Annotated in this window: 13 protein-coding genes; 3 read left to right on the top strand and 10 right to left on the bottom strand. The window is 60.6% G+C overall.

Annotated features, from left to right (window positions below; translation table 11 throughout):
* Position 1: 1 nt before the first annotated feature.
* The 4 genes from AC3WOY_RS18460 to AC3WOY_RS18445 are packed head-to-tail and all read right to left on the bottom strand — an operon-like array spanning position 2 to position 2,505.
* Entirely contained in the window at positions 2-961 is a 960-nt protein-coding gene (locus AC3WOY_RS18460) for an aspartate carbamoyltransferase catalytic subunit (RefSeq protein ID WP_492426356.1), read from the bottom strand.
* The gene (gene pyrR / locus AC3WOY_RS18455) at positions 954-1,460 is read right to left on the bottom strand and encodes a bifunctional pyr operon transcriptional regulator/uracil phosphoribosyltransferase PyrR (RefSeq protein WP_492426354.1); all 507 of its coding nucleotides are present in this window, start codon (positions 1,458-1,460) and stop codon (positions 954-956) included. The genes AC3WOY_RS18460 and pyrR overlap by 8 nt, the downstream gene beginning before the upstream one ends.
* A complete protein-coding gene (gene ruvX / locus AC3WOY_RS18450; RefSeq protein WP_492426352.1) occupies positions 1,447-1,836 on the bottom strand; it encodes a Holliday junction resolvase RuvX in 390 nt (129 codons plus the stop codon). Before ruvX ends, pyrR begins: the two co-directional genes overlap by 14 nt.
* Before the next feature lie 3 nt (positions 1,837-1,839).
* On the bottom strand, positions 1,840-2,505 hold the full coding sequence (locus tag AC3WOY_RS18445; RefSeq protein ID WP_492426350.1) for a YqgE/AlgH family protein: 666 nt from the start codon (positions 2,503-2,505) through the stop codon (positions 1,840-1,842).
* Between the two features lie 86 nt (positions 2,506-2,591).
* Between AC3WOY_RS18445 and AC3WOY_RS18440 the strand changes: the two genes are divergently transcribed.
* Entirely contained in the window at positions 2,592-4,061 is a 1,470-nt protein-coding gene (locus tag AC3WOY_RS18440) for a cryptochrome/photolyase family protein (RefSeq protein WP_492429356.1), read from the top strand.
* 65 nt (positions 4,062-4,126) lie between these two features.
* Here the strand turns inward: AC3WOY_RS18440 and AC3WOY_RS18435 are convergent, their stop codons facing one another.
* The 6 genes from AC3WOY_RS18435 to AC3WOY_RS18410 form a co-directional block, all read right to left on the bottom strand.
* Positions 4,127-10,264, bottom strand: coding sequence for a hybrid sensor histidine kinase/response regulator (locus AC3WOY_RS18435; RefSeq protein WP_492426348.1), 6,138 nt, complete (start codon positions 10,262-10,264; stop codon positions 4,127-4,129).
* Positions 10,265-10,363: 99 nt separating this feature from the next.
* Positions 10,364-12,511 carry a methyl-accepting chemotaxis protein gene (locus AC3WOY_RS18430; RefSeq protein WP_492429355.1) on the bottom strand — a complete coding sequence of 716 codons (2,148 nt, stop codon included), beginning with the start codon at positions 12,509-12,511 and terminating at the stop codon, positions 10,364-10,366.
* 221 nt (positions 12,512-12,732) lie between these two features.
* Entirely contained in the window at positions 12,733-13,293 is a 561-nt protein-coding gene (locus tag AC3WOY_RS18425; protein ID WP_492426346.1) for a chemotaxis protein CheW, read from the bottom strand.
* Between the two features lie 24 nt (positions 13,294-13,317).
* Positions 13,318-13,683 (bottom strand): response regulator transcription factor, encoded by a 366-nt coding sequence (locus AC3WOY_RS18420; protein WP_420476088.1) that lies wholly within the window; start codon positions 13,681-13,683, stop codon positions 13,318-13,320.
* Between the two features lie 24 nt (positions 13,684-13,707).
* Positions 13,708-14,109 carry a response regulator gene (locus tag AC3WOY_RS18415; protein ID WP_492426343.1) on the bottom strand — a complete coding sequence of 134 codons (402 nt, stop codon included), beginning with the start codon at positions 14,107-14,109 and terminating at the stop codon, positions 13,708-13,710.
* A 179-nt stretch (positions 14,110-14,288) separates the two neighbouring features.
* Positions 14,289-14,441 carry a rubredoxin gene (locus AC3WOY_RS18410; RefSeq protein ID WP_040042419.1) on the bottom strand — a complete coding sequence of 51 codons (153 nt, stop codon included), beginning with the start codon at positions 14,439-14,441 and terminating at the stop codon, positions 14,289-14,291.
* 87 nt (positions 14,442-14,528) lie between these two features.
* Here AC3WOY_RS18410 and thiD point away from each other — a divergent pair, with 87 nt between their 5' ends.
* The gene (gene thiD, locus AC3WOY_RS18405) at positions 14,529-15,359 is read left to right on the top strand and encodes a bifunctional hydroxymethylpyrimidine kinase/phosphomethylpyrimidine kinase (protein ID WP_492426341.1); all 831 of its coding nucleotides are present in this window, start codon (positions 14,529-14,531) and stop codon (positions 15,357-15,359) included.
* A 19-nt stretch (positions 15,360-15,378) separates the two neighbouring features.
* On the top strand, positions 15,379-16,662 hold the full coding sequence (gene hemL / locus AC3WOY_RS18400; protein WP_492426339.1) for a glutamate-1-semialdehyde 2,1-aminomutase: 1,284 nt from the start codon (positions 15,379-15,381) through the stop codon (positions 16,660-16,662).
* Positions 16,663-16,677 lie beyond the last annotated feature (15 nt).

Here is a 16,677-nt window from a genome sequence, read left to right as displayed (position 1 = left end):
ATTAATTTCCCGCCAAAATGCTCATCACCGCCATGCGTACCGCAATACCGAAGGTCACCTGCGGCAGGATCACCGCCTGCGCGCCGTCCGCGACCGCCGAGTCGATTTCCACGCCGCGGTTCATGGGACCGGGGTGCATCACGATGGCGTCGGGTTTGGCCAGTGCCAGGCGCTCCGGCGTCAGGCCGTAGCTCTTGAAGAATTCCTGCGCGGAGGGCAGCAGCGCGCCGGACATGCGCTCGTTCTGCAGACGCAGCATGATGATCACGTCGACGCCCTTGAGGCCTTCATTCATGTCGTGGAAGACGCGCACACCCATCTGCTCCAGCCCGCCCGGCAGCAGGGTGCGCGGGCCGATGGCGCGCACTTCCGGCACGCCAAGCGTGGTCATCGCATGGATGTCGGAACGTGCCACGCGGCTGTGCAGGATGTCGCCGACAATTGCCACCGTCAGGTTGGTGAAATCCTTCTTGTAGTGGCGGATGGTGTACATGTCCAGCAAGCCCTGCGTCGGATGCGCGTGGCGTCCGTCGCCGGCATTGACCACATGGACGTGCGGCTGGTTGGTGTCGATCAGGTGCTTGGCGATCAGGTAGGGCGCGCCCGACTGTGCATGGCGCACGACGAACATGTCGGCATGCATGGCCGCCAGGTTGTCGATGGTGTCGAGCAGCGATTCGCCCTTCGCCGTGCTCGACGCCGAAATGTTCAGGTTGATCACGTCCGCCGACAGCCGCTTGGAAGCGATCTCGAAGGTCGTGCGAGTGCGCGTGGAATTCTCGAAGAACAGGTTGAACACACTCTTGCCGCGCATGAGCGGAACCTTCTTCACTTCGCGGTCGCTCACGCTGACGAAGGAGGAGGCGGTATCGAGGATATGGTTGATGACCGCTTTCGGCAGGCCTTCGATGGTGAGCAGGTGCTGCAGCTCGCCGTTCTTGTTCAGTTGCGGGTTATGCATGGTCCACCGTGAGGGAGAGTCGGCCGTCGTCGGCGCGTTGCAGCACGAGCTGCTGGTCATCGGACAGGGTTGCTGTATCGGCGACGAAATCGGCAGCGATCGGCAGCTCGCGTCCACCGCGGTCGACCAGGGCCGCCAGCATGATCTTGGCCGGACGGCCGTAATCGAACAGCTCGTTGATCGCAGCGCGGGTGGTACGCCCGGTATAGAGCACGTCATCCACTAGCAGGATGGTCGCGCCTTCGACTTCGAACGGGATCTGCGTCGGCTTGACCTCGGCATGCAAGCCGCGCTCCGCGTAATCGTCACGATAGAAGGACACGTCGATAAAGCCCAGGCGGTCGGTGAGCTGCATCTCGGCGGCAAGACGCTCGGCAAGCCAGGCACCGCCGGAGTAGATGCCGACGATGGCGACCTGTTCGGCATTCGCGAGCCCGCCCTTGACGCGGTCCGCGAGCGCGCGATACAGCGCCTCGGCGTCGAAATTAGGATTCGGCATAGTCATTGAAGTATTGTTGCAAAATTATTGCTGCGGATTGCGCATCGACCGCTTCGCCGCGCTTCTGTGCAATCACCGCAGAAGAATAACGCTCATCCACCAGCGCGGTCGCCACGCCGAACCTTCCGTTCAGCTGGTTGGCGAACCGGCGGCAGCGCACGGTCATCTCGTGCTCCGCGCCGTCGGGATGCAGCGGCAGTCCCACCACGCACAGCTTGGGCTGCCACTCCTGGATCAAGGCGCCGATCCCGGCGAATTTCGCGTCGTTCGTCGCCGCCGCAATGACGGAGAGCGGTTGCGCCTGCCGGATCAGGGTATTGCCGACAGCCACGCCGATGCGTTTCAGACCGAAGTCGAAACAGAGGACCGTTTCCACGTCTTACGCATGCCCCGCTTCACCTGCCAGCATCATCGGATCGATGCCGAGCAGTTTCATGGCGGCCGCAAAACGTTCCTCGATGGGCATGTCGAAGATGATCGCCGGGTCGGCGCGCACCGTCAGCCAGCCATTGCGGGAGATTTCATCTTCCAGCTGCCCGGCACTCCAGCCCGAGCAGCCGAGGCTGACGAGAAGGCGCTGCGGCCCACTGCCGACCGCCACTGCCTCGAGCACATCCTTGGAGGTGGTCAGCGCAATGTCGTCGGTGACTTTCATCATGGAAGAGTACACACCATGCGGCGCGTGGAGCACGAATCCCCTCTCCACCTGCACGGGACCTCCGAACATCACCGGACTCTTGTCGCCCGGAATGCGGCCGGCTTCGATCTCCAGCGACAAGTCGATGCGCTCGAACAGCACATCCATCGTCATGTCGGTCGCCTTGTTGATGATCACACCGAGGGCACCCTCGTCATTGTGCTCGCACATGTACACGACCGTGCCGCCGAACACCGGATCGAGCATGGACGGCATGGCAATCAGGAAGTGATCGACGAGATTCAACTGGGGCAAAGACGACTTGGCGGGAGATTCGGAAAAATCGGGATTATCCTGGGTCGAGCCAGGTTTAGCAGAAAACGTGCGGGACTTGCTGGGTTTCACCATAATGAGCATTTTAGCAGTTTTGACCGGATTCCCACCCCGGAAAGCGCATCAAACAGGGAATTCCCTTCATGGATCAAAGGTCCCGCATGCATCGATTCGACAAGTCCCTCGTCTGGTTTCGCCGCGATTTGCGCGATTTCGACCATGCCGCGCTGCACGCCGCGCTTGCCGAAAGCCGTACGGTTTACTGTGCTTTCGTTTTTGACAAGGAAATCCTCGATCCCCTGTCCCGCCGGGATCGGCGCGTGGCTTTCATCCACGCCACTGTTGCCAATCTGGATGCTGCGCTGCGTGCCACAGGCGGCGGCCTCATCGTCCGCCATGCCCATGCGGTTGATGACATTCCGCGGCTGGCCGCAGAACTCGGCGTTGACGCGGTATTCGCCAACCATGACTACGAACCTGCTGCGGTCGCCAGGGACGCCGCTGTTGCAAGGCAACTGAACGCGGACGGACGTACATGGCTGAGTTTCAAGGATCAGGTGATTTTCGAACGGGAAGACGTGCTGTCCCAATCCGGAAAACCGTTTTCCGTCTTCACGCCCTACAAGAATGCCTGGCTGAAAACGCTGCATGCCACGGAAGAGTCAAGCCTGGCGCCGCATACCGTCATCCCTGCGCCAAATCAGCTTGCCCTGCCGGAGGATACCGGTCCCGTGCCGGCACTCGCCGACCTCGGCTTTGAAGATGTCCCTTTGCCGGTGCCGCCCGGCATGTCCGGTGGGCAGGCGCTATTCGACGAATTTACTTCCCGGCTGGCGCAGTACGACCGCACGCGGGATTTCCCCGCGGTCAAGGGGCCTTCCTATCTCTCGGCGCATCTGCGATTCGGCACCGTTTCGATACGCGGGCTGGCGCGGCATGCTGTCGCGGCGATGCGCACCGGAGAAAGCGGGGCCGCTACCTGGCTCAGCGAACTCATCTGGCGCGACTTCTATTTCATGATCCTGCATCACCATCCGCATGTCGTCGGCCATGCATTCAAACCGGAATACGATGCTATCGAATGGGAAGCCGGCCCCCATGCAGAATCCATGTTCCACGACTGGTGCGAGGGCCGGACCGGCTATCCGCTGGTTGATGCGGCGATGCTGCAACTCAACCAGACGGGTTACATGCATAACCGCCTGCGCATGGTCACGGCAAGCTTTCTGGTCAAGGACCTGGGTATCGACTGGCGGCGCGGCGAACGCTATTTCGCCGAGAAGCTCACGGACTACGACCTGGCGGCAAACAATGGCGGCTGGCAATGGGCTGCATCTACCGGGTGCGATGCACAGCCCTATTTCAGGATATTCAATCCGGTCACGCAGTCGGAGAAGTTCGACCCGGAAGGCAAGTTCATCAAACGTTATCTGCCAACACTTGCAGGCCTGTCTGCGAAGACAGTACATGCGCCGTGGCTATCCTCGCCGGAAGAACTGCGTCTTGCGGGAATCGCACTTGGGAAGGACTATCCGCCGCCTATCGTCCAGCATGACGAGGCACGGAAGCGCACTCTGGAACGCTTTGCGGTGGTAAAGAAATCGAAGGCGGTTGCACCGGACCAAGACTGACGCGCGGGCGACAAACAAAAAAGGCCTGCGCATTGCGCAGGCCTTGAATGTCACCGGAACCTGAATCAGTTCGCGCGCACTTCCCTCCCGACAAATCCAGCAATCAGCTTCAGCAGAAGATCTTCCTGATACGGTTTGCCGAGATACTCGTTGACCCCGATTTCCATCGCATAGTTGCGGTGCTTCGCCGCGGTACGCGATGTGATCATGATGATCGGGATCTGGCGCGTCCGCTCGTCGTCACGCACGTTGCGCGTAAGGTCGAAGCCATCCATGCGCGGCATTTCGATGTCCACGAGCATTACCGACGGAGTAACCGACTGCAGCTGCTCGAGCGCATCCACGCCATCCTTCGCCAGCACCACCTGGTAACCCTCGCGTGCGAGGAGGCGTTGCGTGACGCGTCGCACGGTCAACGAATCATCGATCACCATCACGATATCCTGCGTGCGTAATCCCTGGACAGGCGGCGATGCCGGCGCTTCGGGATCGCGAGACGCCATCTCTGCCACCGCCCCCATCGAAGCCGGCGCATCGGACGGCATGATGCGCGGCGCGCGGATGTTTTCCTGTGCGGCACGTTGCGCCAGCGGAACAGGATTCAGGATCAGGACGATATCGCCGGAACCGAGCACCGTCGCACCGGCGACGCCGATGAGGCGTGCCAGTTGCGGACCGATGTTCTTGACCACCACCTCGCGGTTGCCGATCACCTCATCCACGTGCACCGCCACGCGCTCGTTGCCGCTCTTGAGGATAAGCAGCGGGGAATACTGCTGCGACACCGGCGATGCGGATGTGTCGCCGAGCAGCGACGACAGGTAATGCATGGGAACGCGCTGCCCCTGCCAGACCACCGCGCCATCGTTGTACGCCGACGCAAGCGCATTCGTTTTGAGTTGCTGCACCTGCTCGACAAGCACCGAGGGAACGGCATACGTCCTGCCCCCGGTCGACAGCAGCACAACCTGCGTGACGGCGAGCGTCAATGGCAGGTGGATGGTGAAATGCGTTCCTTTGCCAGCCTCGCTCCACGTGGACACCCGGCCGCCGAGGGCTGCAGCTTCCGAACGGACAACGTCCATACCGACGCCCCGTCCGGCGAGTTCCGTGATCTCATCCGCGGTAGAAAAGCCAGGATGGAAGATCATGTCAGTCACTTCCTCGTCCGACATCTCGCTGTCGTTCGTCAACAGGCCGATGTGCTTTGCCTTGTCGCGAATGCGGCTGATGTTCAGGCCCTGGCCGTCATCCGAAAACTGGATCACGACCTCATTGCCTTCCTGGCGGATCTCGACCAGGAGTTCGCCGATGTCGCTCTTGCCAACAGCACGCCTTGCCTCGCGAGCTTCAATGCCATGCACAATCGCGTTGCGCAGCAAGTGTTCGAACGGCCCGGTCATGCGTTCCAGCACGCCACGGTCGATTTCCACGGCGCTACCGCGAATGTCGAGATTCACACGCTTGTCGACTTCCTTCGCGGCTTGGCGGGTCACGCGGAACAGGCGTTCAGAAATGCTGGCAAACTGCACCATGCGAACGCGCATCAGGTCTTGCTGCAAATCGCGCGTCAGCCGCGCCTGCTGCGTGAGGTCGGTAACGGCGCTTTCCAGAGTCCGGCTCAGGTTCTGGTGCACGGAACCGACGTCATTGACGCTCTCGGCCATCATGCGGGTGAGTTCCTGCAACCGGGTAAAACGGTCGAATTCCAGCGGATCGAATTCTCTGTCTCCTGCATGCCCCATGCGCGATGCGATCTGCGTTTCCGCCTGCATTTCGATTTCACGCAACTGGTCGCGCAGGCGCGTGACATTTTCGGTCAGCTCGGTCAGCGATTGCTTGAGCGTGCCGACCTCCGTTTCGAGCTTGGAGCGCGAGATGGACACCTCGCCGGCCTGGTTGACAAGGCGGTCGAGGATGTCAGCGCGTACCCGGACCAGCGGCACCGGTCCGGCCGGTGTCGTGAGGCTGCGCGCCTGGGCCGGCATCGGCGCCATTGCTTTCTTTTCAGGCAGCGGGACCAGGGGCGAGAGTACGACTGGCTGCGCCTGCTGCACGGATGTTTCGCCGCCGGGGGCTGGCACAGGTTCGGATTGCGCTGGCTGTCCCGCCTGGGGATTCTGCAGATGCTCGAACATCTGCAGCGCCTGGTCATAGCGGACCAGGAGGTCTTCGATTGCCAGCGGCGAAGGAGAGCCGAGATGCATGATGTTCTCAACCCGCGTTTCCATGTCGTGCAGATGCTGTCCGAGGCTCATCGCGCCGGCCATGCGTGCACTGCCCTTGAGCGTATGCAGCGAGCGCAGCAGGGATTGCGGCGCGGATGCGTCAGTGGGCGCTTCGTGCCACCCCCGCAGTACGCCGGACATCTGCGGCAGGATGTCCCGTCCTTCCTCGAGGAAGACCGGCATCAGGTCGGCATCGAGTTCGTCCTTCAGTACCAGCGCCGGGTCAATTGCCGCTTCGGCATTACCATCGAGCGCCAGCTCTGGATAAGAAACGGCCTTGGGGCTTTCAATCGCAGTGAAATCCTGCGCGGACTCCGCATCCGCCACAGTGCTTTCGTCCGTCCCGGCCTCCGTGTGTTCATCCGGAATTTCATCTGCAAGCGCCTCAGGCATATCGAGGGACGCAGCTTCTGCAGTCACCGGTGCAAACTCCGGTTCGAGCGTCAGTTCAAAATGCGGTTCATCCGAAGTTGCCGCCAACGATACCGGTTCGACGAGTTCGGCCGCAATGGTCGAATCGAGTTCGTTCGCCACAGGCATTTCCACGTGCGGATGTGCCAGTTCCTGTGCCCGCATCTCGACGTCCTGCCGCAATGCGGCGAGGATGCGTACGAACTCAGGCTGGAAGACCGGCATTTCGCCGAGAGCAAATTTTTGCAGCATCAGCTTGATGCGCTCGATGCTTTGCTCCAGAGTATCGAATTCATGCACTTCCAGGCGCACGGGCCGCCTGCTCAACGACTGCAGGAACAACTCGAGTGCATGCGCAACTTCCTGCAACGCCTTGAAGCCGACCGTCGCAGAGCTTCCGGCAAGCGAGTGCGCAGCGTGGACAGCGTGGATGTCAACCTCACGTTCCGGCTCGTGGCGCCACTCCGAAAAATCTTGCGCGAGCAAGCGTACGAGCTCGTCGGTCTCCGCCAGATAAATGTTGTGAAGAGGAACACTGATTTCGATGTCGCCGATGCGCTTCACATTATCGTCACGACGCGGCTCCGCCGGCTGCATGGTGGGGAACTCGATGACTTCCGCGATTTTGATGACCGGCTCCGTGAGCGGTTCCAGTTGCGGAACGGAGGTCGCTTCCCCTGTTGTATCCAGAGGGGCAGGCTGGGTCGTCTGCATGCCAGCCTTCGGTTCGAACATCGCGAAACCGTCGTCGCCCGGGCGTAATTCTTCCGCTTGAGGCAATGTTGCGATGACTTCGTCCAAGCCATCTTCGCCATCGCCTGCAACCAGAGGAACGTCCTCTGCGTCGGTCAAGTTTGCGTCCGGACCACCCAGTTCTTCGGCCTGGTCCATGGGCAATGCCGCGGAATCGCCTCCATCACCAGGCAGTTGGCCGGATTGCATCTGCATATCCGGCAATGAGGACGGCGCAATTTCATCCTGGTCGTGCATGACCGCATCAATAGCTGGCGTGACGGCATCTTCGTAAGAAAACTGTCCGCCTGCCTTGACGCGCTCGGCAGCACAAACGAGGGCATCGGCTGTGCGGGAGGATGTTCCGGTGCTCTTGAGAGTCTGCACCCAGTCGCCCAGTACGTCGGCAGCCTTTTCGAGAAGCGCATAGAGCTCCGCATCGCCGCTTCGCGATTCGGACAGGCGCAGATTGAGCACCTGCTCGATGCCCCACGCCGCTTCACCGAATGCGACAAGGCCGACCATCCTGCTGCTGCCCTTCAAGGTGTGGAAGCAGCGGCGCAAAGTGGTGAGATGCTCCTGGTTATGCGGTTGCATGCGCGATTCGGGGAGCGTCTGCCTTACTGCATCGAGCACCTCTTCGGCTTCCGATAGAAAAATCTCGAGAAGTTCCGCATCGATAGCCTCGTCGGTTTCGGGTGCAACGATGGGCGGCAAGGATTCGGCGACCTGGACTGCGGGGACGGTTGCCGTAATGATTTGTGCGAGCGCCTCGCTCGACCCGGAGAAATCGGGCCGTTCCAGGATATCGATACTCGCGCGTGCGCGGTCATTGAGCTCCGGATTGTCGATCAAGGTCGCATCCAGGCGGATTTTTTCGAGCGATTCCTTCAGCTGCTCCTGGAGAGCCTGATTGTCGGGTTCTGCGCTGAGCGACATCGCCAACTCGGCCGACTGCTGCTGGTGGAACGCCAGTTCATCCTCGACTGTCGGCACCGAAGGCGAGGGTGTTTCCGGTTCCACCGGGCTGTTTTCTACCGGGTCGCCTGCATCATCGACCGGGATGTCGAGCACGGCATCGCCCGGCATGCCCTTTTCGATCAGATGAGCGTGAAAGGTGCCCGTATCGTCGTCGAACGTGAAGCGCTTGGTCGCGGCACCGGTCGGCAGTTGCAGGGATTCGATGAAGAAGCTGAGGGCCCCGACATTCTGCGCAACTTTCTGGAATTCGCTGTGCTCCGGCGTTTCTTCATCTTCCGCAAGGATGAACCGCTTGACCGCGGTGCGCGTGTGCTGAATGGTCCGCATCGCGTCGTCCTGATCGAGGACCGCCATCGCGCCCTCAATCTGGTGCAGGATGCCATCGAGCTGGCCAAGCGCGGCGCGCTGCGAAGGATCGCGGAAATATTCGTCGAGCATCTTCTCGACCTGACGCAGGCTGGACTGCATCTCGCCCGCAAGCGCCGTCATGGTCTGGCGCTGCTGCGCTTCGCGAGACATGCTGTCCAGCCACGGCGCGGTATGCTCCGGCGTCTCGCCGGAAACCACTGCCAGAAGGCGCGCAGTCATCGCGTCGGCGCGTTCTGCAAAGTTTTCCGGCAAACGCGCAATGCTGGCCAACGCGTTCTCGACAAACAGCAGACTGGTAGCCACCTCAAGGCCGAGCGTGTCGCCGGTTTTTGCATGAGCTGCGTGCCGCGCGATTCCCTTCAGTTCGCGCAGCAGTTTCGACAAGGGCGTCGAATTGAGTTTGGAGCCCGCATCGGCAAGCATGTGCATCTCGTGTTCAAACGAATCCGCGAAGCTTGCGTCTCCCCCGGCAATACGATTCCAGATGTTTTTTGCCTGGGACAAACGTTCCTTTGCCACTGCAAGCGCGTCGACGTCGATCTGGCCGTAGCGCCTCGTGTCGTAGTCGCTCGGAACAAGGCCATCGAGCTGATATACCTGCCTGATCTGCTTGGCACGCGGCGATGGATCGGCAGCCCGGGCAATGAAGAACAGCGCGTCGCGCAACAGGCGTTCGGCAATGCTCGGCGAGCCCTGCGATAGCCGGCGGATCTGGAGGTTGATGCGCGCGAAAAGCTGCTTGACGTAGATTTCGTTCGGGATATGTCCGGCAGCAACTTCATCCGCGAGGCCATGCAACACCCACCAGAATGCCCTTGCCTGCTGGCTGCCCTGGACGCGCTCGATCTCGCCAATGATGTCGCGCATTGCGGCCGCATTAGCGAGTTCCGCGCTGCGGTCGGAGCTTCGCAAGAACGGCAGCAGGGCCTTCTCGAAATGCTGCCGCATGACCATGAACTTTGACGCCCTCGCCGCCCTCCCCTGTTCTATCGGAGGCAATTGGGGGCGGATTGCGAGATTCGGGAAAAACAGATCGGCAGGATGAACCCGTTCGGCGCCACGAGCTTCCAGCAAGGATCGATAGTAAGGGAACAACCGGACAGGCTGATGCGGCACACCCGACAGCAGCTCATCGAGGTATTCGACTAGCGCCTGATAACTGCCGTCGATAGCGGCAGCCAGCTCCCTGGTCATTGCGACTTGCCCGGCATCGACGCGCTCAAGCAAGTCTTCAACGGTCTCGGTAATGATCGCGATGCCGTCGACATCGACAATTTGCAGCGCGCCGTGGGCTTGGTGCAGATAGGTTTTCGCCAGCCGCAGCGACGTGAGCTGTGCATCGGCATCTTGTAAAACAGCGTCGTGGAGTGCGGACTTGGAGCGGTTGAGCGCTTCGCGAATTTCGCCGATCACCCAGGACAGCGGCCCGGTATCGAATCGATCCTGCGCTGCCGAGGGCTGGGCGGGAGAGGAGGTGGTCATGACTGCCTCGCGGTCAAATGGCGGTACGCCGTCAAGACGGCGCCCCGCCGGGCATTACTACTGGTAGGCCTTCGGGTTGAACGTCGGCAATGAGCTCTCTCAGGCAGTGACGCGGAAACGGGACACTGAATTCTTGAGTTCCTCCGCCAGCTTGGACAGTTCGCGAATCGAATTTGCGGTCTGCTGCGTACCGATCTGCGTCTGTTCTGTCACCGTCAAGATATTCTGGATGCTCTGCGCGACGCCGTTCGCCGACGTTGCCTGTTGCTCTGTCGATGCAGAAATACTCTGAATCAGTTCTGCAAGGCGGTTCGAAACGCTGCGGATTTCTGCCAGCGCGGCACCTGCCGCGTCGGACAGCTTTGCACCTTCAACCACACCCTGTGTCGATTTTTCCATAGCGGCGACCGCATCATGGGTGTCGGTCTGAATGGTGCGCACCAGTGCGCCGATCTGCTTGGTCGCCTCACCGGAACGTTCTGCCAGCCGCTGCACTTCTTCGGCAACCACCGAGAAGCCCCGGCCTGCCTCGCCCGCGGAGGCCGCCTGGATTGCCGCGTTCAGCGCCAGCACGTTGGTCTGTTCGGTAATGTCGGAAATCAGTTCAGTGATTTCACCGATTTCCTGCGAGGATTCACCGAGGCGCTTGATTCGCTTCGAGGTTTCCTGGATCTGCTCGCGGATTTCATTCATGCCCTTGATCGCATCTTCCACCGCCCTGGCGCCTTGCTCCGCTGCAGCCACCGATTGGCGCGCCACTTCGGCGGATTCGTTCGCGGACTTCGACACGTCGGTAATCTGTGCCGCCATGTCGAGAACGGCCTGGCCGGTTTCCTGAATTTCGCGGGACTGCTTCTGCGATGCTTCGAGCAGTTCGTTGGAAATATCCTGCGCCTGGTTGGATGCCGCAGTCACCTGCTCGGCGGTAAGCGTCACGCGGCTCACCAGCCCGCGAAGTTCTTCCACCGTATAGTTCACCGAGTCGGCGATCGCGCCGGTAATGTCTTCCGACACCGTTGCCTGCACGGTCAAGTCGCCGTCCGCGACCTCCTGCAATTCGTTCATCAGGCGCAGAATCGCGGCCTGGTTCTGGTCGTTCGCGCGCTTCGCTTCTTCTTCCTTCTGCAATGCGAGCAGGCGCTGCTCATCCGCCTCCTGGCGACGCTGGTCCGCTTCCTTGGTCCTGTTGCGGCTGTCCTGCAACAGGACGAGGGCAATGCCGACCGCCGCGACCAGGGCGGCCACGGCGCTCAGCAGCATCAGCCAGAAGGTCCAGTGCAACGAATCTTCGTCGGCGCGGTAGGACTTTTGCAGGGCCGTGATGCGCTGCTTCAGCGTTTCGTTCTCGGCAAAGATAAGTTGCTCGGACTGCTTTGCCGCAATGAAGTTCTGGAGGTTGCCGAGAATCGTCGCCACGGATTGCTGGTACTCGGCGAACACGCTCTGCAGCTCGGTCAGTTTTTCCCGGGTGTCCGCGTCCTTGGTTGCCGACAGTCGCAGCACGTCGCTGCCGTTCAGGAAGCCTTCGGTAATGTCACGGAAGGTGTTGGTGTCCTTGCCGAGCAAGAATGCGGTTTCGGGGTTGACGCCCTCGGATGTCAGGAATTCGTTCGCGCTTCGGCCGAGGCGCTGCGTCAGCATGACCAGCTGGCCGGCTGCGGAAATCTCGCGCGGCGATGCGCCGCCCTGCGCCTTCAGCGTGGCGATCTGCTCGGTCAGTTCGAGGAGTACCGGGGATAGCGTGTTCAGTTTCTGCAGGGTCGTCCCGAAGCCGGTCAGTTCCTTCTTCAGCTTGAGGATGGTGTCTGCGGCCTTGTCCGAATTTGCCCAGACCTTTTGCGTGTCGGTCAGCATCGCGGACATTTGGTCCGAAGGCGGGGAAATTTCACGGCCCTGGTAGTCACCGCCCTTGGAAAGCACGGTCAGGTCGCGGTTGAATTCCTTGCGGCTTTCCTCGAGCTGCTTGAACGCTTCGAGGTTGCCTTGAATCGCGTTTGGCGCCGCTTTACCGATACGCTGCGAGTGCATCAGCGCGTCACCGGCAATTTGCGTCTGCGTGGAAGCGAGCGTCGAGTGGCTGGTGTTGAGCGTCACGCCGATCACGCCGAAACCGATGGCGCCAAGGAGCGTGAACAGAAGGATGCGGACCTGTTGCTGGAGCGGCAGGTGTCCGATGAGCGGGAGCTTGATGTCGCCTGTCTTCTCGAGCGCATCGCCGATGAAGGTTGCGTTCAGGGTGGAGTTCATCGACGATGCCGGCGCGCTTTCTCTTGCAAGGGCCGGATGTTCGGCGATGACTGCGGTGGCCTGATGCATATCGGCGGAAACAGCAACATCTACAACGGCCGGTCCGGCGCCGTCAGCCAGTCCGTCGTTTTTTTCCTTGGACAAAAAGGGTAATTTGAACGCCATTACTGACTCTCCTCGTTATTCTGTTTGTGTTGCGGGCATGATTTTTTCACTGTGCGTTATATGCCCACGTGCAGGAATTGCGGATCCTGCACGATTAAAGATAGGTCGATCTCTGTCCAGACCTGGGAATCACGGTCGAGATATCGCTTGGCAGCCCAAGGCGCGGCACCGCCGTCATCGTCCTGCTGCAGTTCCATTTCCGCGACATTGCGCAGGCCCATGACTCGCGAAACAAGCAGACCGCTGTTGAATGACAGCGACGGAGCGAAGGCAACGATGCGGCTTTCCTTGTCGACGGGTGTCTGCGCCATGCCGCGAAAGTGTGCGAGGTCGATCACGCTGACCAGGTTGCCCCGGATGTTAGTCAAGCCGAGAAACCAGTCCTGGGTGAGCGGAACCTTTGTAATCTGGCCGACCGAGACGATTTCCCCGGCTTCCTGAAGACTCAACAGCCACCGCGTCTGCCCGATCATGACGCCAAGCTTGCTGGCCTGGGTCGCGACACCGCTTGTCGCCGCCTGCATGCGTTCGACCAGTTTGGTCTGGAATTCGCGCAGGCGCGTCCGGCGGCCGACATTGTCGGATTCAGAAAAGGCGGTGCCGGGTGGGAGGTCCATGGGTTGCCGGGTCATGAGGGGCGTTTAGCCAAGTGCCGCGATCTTGGAGAGCAATTCCTGGGGATCGACCGGTTTGACGATGTAGTCGCGGGCGCCTTGGCGCAAACCCCAGATGCGGTCGGTTTCCTGCCCCTTGCTGGTGCAGATGATGATGGGAACATCCTGCGTGTCGGGATCGCGTGCAATGGCACGGGTAATCTGAAAGCCGTTCTGGCCCGGCATGACTACGTCCATGAGGATGAGCTGGGGCTTGTCGGCCTTGACTTTCAGGAGGGCTTCCTCGCCGCTCTCGGCAGTGGATACGGAGAAACCGTTCTTGACCAAAATATCCGTGAGGAAATATCGCTCGGTGGGTGAATCGTCCACCACAAGAACTTTTTGTATGGGCATCTTGGACTTTCCAGTTCAGAAAAATTACTTGGTAAGCAGGGGGGCAGTGTATTCGCGAACGGTCTTCAGAAGACTGTCCTTGGTGAATGGCTTGGTGAGGTAGGCATCGGAACCCACCATCGCGCCCCTTGCCCGGTCGAACAGGCCGTCCTTGGATGACAGCATGATGACGGGAGTGGAATGAAACTTCGCGCTTTTCTTGATCAGCGCACAGGTCTGGTAGCCATCAAGCCGGGGCATCAGGATGTCGCAAAAGATCAGTGCAGGCTTGTGGTCGTTCATCTTCGCGAGGGCGTCGAAACCATCATCGGCAAGTACGACCTGGTAGCCTGCCTGCCCCAGGAAAATCTCGGCAGATCGACGAATCGTGCTGCTGTCGTCGATCACCATGATCTTGAGGCTGGCGTTATCCGGGGATGTTGTCATAAAGCTAATCTCAGTAACCTTCCGCCCAATATACGGCCCTACTCTAACAAAAAGCAAGATGCTTTATAACAAGCTTGTGCCTTAAAGAAACTAGCCGTGGTTTTTCTGCGAAACTTACAAAAACTATAACATTGACGCGCGGAATTTCGCCAGCCGATTTTAGATATTTCTTACTAGAATCAAATAGCTACCATCTCAAAGTCTTCTTTTCGCGCGCCGCATTCCGGGCATGTCCAGTTCATCGGTACATCCTCCCAGCGCGTCCCCGGTGCAATGCCTTCTTCCGGCAAACCCGCTGCCTCGTCGTAGACCCAGCCGCAAATCAGGCACATCCAAGTCTTGAATTCCTCGTTATTACTCACGTTTCCCTGCCCTTCAATCAAGTAAAATGCAAAGTCGACTATCTTAATCTACCCGCCGTGCAAAACCAAAATTCCCCCCTGATCCTGACTTTCGGGGCGGCAGATCCCATTGGCGCCGTCGGCATCCAGGCCGACCTTGCTTCGTTTGCCGCCATGGGATGCCACGGGCTGTCCGTCGTCACATCGATCCTGATCGCCGATACGGCGCGCGTGGAAGACATGCAGGTGATCGATGCGGATTGGGTTGCCGACCAGGCCCGCGTGGTGCTGGAAGACATGCCGGTCGCGGCGCTCAAGGTGGGCGCCGCCGGCAGCATCGAAAACATCTCCGCCATTGCGGAGATCGTTTCGGACTATGCCGATATCCCGCTGATCCTCGATCCCTTCCTGTCCGCCCTGCCGGACCAGGGGCCGGACAGCGAGGACATGCTGCTCGCCATACGGGAACTGCTCATTCCGCAGACCACGCTGCTGCTGGTGTCGGCCGTTGAACTGGCCAGGCTGGCGGAAACCTGGCGCGAACCGTCCACCGATGACACCCTGCCGATGGATGCGATGCGCCTGATCGACATGGGTTGCGAATACGTATTCGTGACCGGAACGCCCGGCGACGTGCATGGCGTCACCAACGCGCTGTTCGATGAATCCGGCATGGTCCGCAAGGACAGCTGGCAGCGGCTGCCGGGCTCGTTCAGCGGTGCCGGCACCACCTTGTCCGCGACCATCGCGGCGATGCTGGCCAACGGCATGGACGTGCCCGAGGCCGTCTTCGAGGCGCAGGAATTCACGCACGCGGCACTGACCAACGCTCACCGACTCGGGATGGGGAAACTGACCCCGGACCGTTATTTCTGGGCCAGGGAACCTGACCCAGCCTCCGATCAATAACCGCTTTTTCTTTTCTGGTATGACATCCAAGAACGACACTCTGTTTGCCCGTGCACAGGTCAGCACGCCGGGCGGCGTCAACTCGCCGGTCCGCGCCTTCCGTTCCGTCGGCGGCACACCCCGTTTCATCACCCGTGCCGAGGGCGCCTATTTCTGGGACGCGGACGACAAGCGCTATATCGATTACATCGGCTCCTGGGGCCCGGCGATCGTCGGCCATGCGCATCCGGCAGTCGTGAAGGCGGTGCAGGATGCCGCCGTGCGCGGCTTGAGCTTCGGCGCGCCGACCGAGGGTGAAATCGAGATGGCGGAAGAAATCTGCCGCATCCTTCCCTCCGTCGAACAGGTTCGCCTGGTGTCAAGCGGCACCGAAGCCGCGATGAGCGCCCTGCGCCTGGCACGCGGCGCGACCGGCCGCGACAAGATCATCAAGTTCGAAGGCTGCTATCACGGCCATGCGGATTCGATGCTGGTGAAGGCAGGCAGCGGCCTGCTGACCTTCGGCAATCCGACATCGGCCGGCGTGCCGGAAGACTTCGCCAAGCACACCCTGGTCCTCGACTACAACAATCCGCAGCAGCTGGAAGATACCTTTGCGAAGCTGGGCAACGAGATCTCCTGCGTAATCGTCGAACCGGTTGCCGGCAACATGAACCTCGTGCGCGCCACGCCCGAATTCCTGCAGACCATGCGCCGCCTCTGCACCCAGCATGGCGCAGTGCTGATTTTTGACGAAGTGATGTGCGGCTTCCGCGTCGGCCTTGGCGGTGCCCAGAAGCTGTACGGAATCACGCCCGACCTGACGGTGATGGGCAAGGTGATCGGCGGCGGCATGCCGGTCGCCGCATTCGGGGGCCGCAAGGACTTGATGAAGTTCCTGGCACCGCTCGGTCCGGTCTACCAGGCCGGCACGCTGTCGGGCAATCCAGTGGCTGTTGCGGCGGGCATGAGCACGCTCAAGCTGATCCAGCAGCCCGGCTTCTACGAGACGCTGACCGCGCAGACCAGCAAGCTCGCACAAGGCCTGACGGCAGCGGCAAAGGATGCCGGCGTCACCTTCTGCGCGGATTCGGTCGGCGGCATGTTCGGCCTGTATTTCGCCGAGCGCGTGCCGGGCAGCTACGCGGAAATCATGACCGGGAACAAGGAGAAGTTCAATGTCTTCTTCCATGCGATGCTGGACCTCGGCGTGTATCTTGCGCCTTCCGCTTTCGAGGCCGGCTTCGTGTCGGCGGCGCACGACGACAGCGTGATCAGCGCGACGGTCGACGCAGCGCGCAAGGCGTTTGCATCGGTACGCTGAAAAGAGATCAAGCAG

It is taken from the genome of Noviherbaspirillum sp. FW303-A3, assembly GCF_058788695.1.
Note: the sequence above shows the minus strand (reverse complement) of the source record. Positions and strands in the feature narration are given on the sequence as shown.

Coding starts and splice junctions, on each gene's coding strand:
- AC3WOY_RS18460 (WP_492426356.1), bottom strand. CDS start 961: ATGCATAACCCGCAACTGAACAAGAACGGCGAGCTGCAGCACCTGCTC.
- AC3WOY_RS18420 (WP_420476088.1), bottom strand. CDS start 13,683: ATGCCCATACAAAAAGTTCTTGTGGTGGACGATTCACCCACCGAGCGA.
- AC3WOY_RS18410 (WP_040042419.1), bottom strand. CDS start 14,441: ATGTGCCTGATTTGCGGCTGGGTCTACGACGAGGCAGCGGGTTTGCCG.
- AC3WOY_RS18440 (WP_492429356.1), top strand. CDS start 2,592: ATGCATCGATTCGACAAGTCCCTCGTCTGGTTTCGCCGCGATTTGCGC.
- pyrR (WP_492426354.1), bottom strand. CDS start 1,460: ATGCCGAATCCTAATTTCGACGCCGAGGCGCTGTATCGCGCGCTCGCG.
- AC3WOY_RS18430 (WP_492429355.1), bottom strand. CDS start 12,511: ATGAACTCCACCCTGAACGCAACCTTCATCGGCGATGCGCTCGAGAAG.
- AC3WOY_RS18445 (WP_492426350.1), bottom strand. CDS start 2,505: ATGGTGAAACCCAGCAAGTCCCGCACGTTTTCTGCTAAACCTGGCTCG.
- AC3WOY_RS18425 (WP_492426346.1), bottom strand. CDS start 13,293: ATGGACCTCCCACCCGGCACCGCCTTTTCTGAATCCGACAATGTCGGC.
- hemL (WP_492426339.1), top strand. CDS start 15,379: ATGACATCCAAGAACGACACTCTGTTTGCCCGTGCACAGGTCAGCACG.
- AC3WOY_RS18435 (WP_492426348.1), bottom strand. CDS start 10,264: ATGACCACCTCCTCTCCCGCCCAGCCCTCGGCAGCGCAGGATCGATTC.
- AC3WOY_RS18415 (WP_492426343.1), bottom strand. CDS start 14,109: ATGACAACATCCCCGGATAACGCCAGCCTCAAGATCATGGTGATCGAC.